This window comes from Mesotoga sp. HF07.pep.5.2.highcov (genome assembly GCF_003666285.1).
Taxonomy (GTDB): domain Bacteria; phylum Thermotogota; class Thermotogae; order Petrotogales; family Kosmotogaceae; genus Mesotoga; species Mesotoga prima.
This window is the reverse complement of record NZ_JFHJ01000721.1, coordinates 1-1,004: the sequence shown is the minus strand read 5'-3', so window position 1 is coordinate 1,004 and position 1,004 is coordinate 1. Positions and strand designations below refer to the sequence as shown.

General features: G+C 43.4%; 2 protein-coding genes. Both read right to left on the bottom strand.

Translation table 11 applies throughout. The features are described 5' to 3' along the window. Positions 1-97: 97 nt before the first annotated feature. Positions 98-289 (bottom strand): hypothetical protein, encoded by a 192-nt coding sequence (locus tag BG32_RS15345; RefSeq protein ID WP_259459807.1) that lies wholly within the window; start codon positions 287-289, stop codon positions 98-100. Positions 290-434: 145 nt separating this feature from the next. Then, positions 435-878 (bottom strand): SsrA-binding protein SmpB, encoded by a 444-nt coding sequence (gene smpB, locus BG32_RS15340; RefSeq protein ID WP_006487288.1) that lies wholly within the window; start codon positions 876-878, stop codon positions 435-437. Positions 879-1,004: the final 126 nt, after the last annotated feature.

Below are 1,004 nucleotides of genomic sequence, written 5' to 3'. Positions count from 1 at the left end.
CCTCGCCTTGAGATTGAGTGTCTCGAAGATCTGGAAATAAATGTCGGCGTTGAAAAGCCTATCTTATTGCTTGGATACCTGATTGCAGCCTGAGCACTCAGCATGGCCCCAATCTTATCAGTAAACGGAAGCTGAAGAGAGAGATCAAAGGCACCGGCACCCCATCTCTCGGCTGATAAACTGGATTAGTTGCATTAATCCCAAAAGCACCACCTATAAGCGCTTTAGGCGTAGAGAAACCCAGTGAGACCGCAAAAAGGAGCAAAGCTACTAAAGCGACTTTCTTCATAAATACACCTCCCCTTAATTATTGCAAAGCTATTGGCGTTATTCGCAGTATAAGACAGATTGATTATACCACAACACTACTGAGGTTCAAAGCCATTATTACTGCTCTATTCGGAAGAAAAAAGACGTACAGAGACGTTCATCCATCACAGATCTGCCTGCTGCCTCATTCTTCTCTCGACATCTCTCTTTGCTATATCTTCTCTCTTATCGAATAGCCTCTTTCCCTTTGCAAGACAGATTTCGACCTTTGCCTTCCCTTTATCATTGAAGTATATTTTCAAAGGGATAATGGTAAGTCCCTTTTCCTTTGTCTTTTGGTCCAGCCTAAGAATTTCCTTTCTGTGCATCAGTAACCTTCTCTTTCTGCGCGGTTCATGATTCCAGACATTGCCGTGAGTGTATTGACTAATATTGCAGTCAACCAGAAATATCTCGCCGCTTTCGATCTTGCAGTACGCATCAATGAGAGATGCTCCACCTAGACGCAGCGATTTCACTTCGGTTCCTACGAGCTCAATTCCCGCCTCATACGAATCCATAAGGTGATACTGGAAACGCGCCTTCTTATTAGTAACAACCGTCTTCATAAGTACCCCTCCGTTCTTGCTGAACGGAATTTATTTTAGCATGAGGGCCCGACAATTTTAAAAAAGGGATCTTCAGAAGATCCCTTTATATGGTCCACTCTGTTTTTCAAGAGAAAACCATGCCCA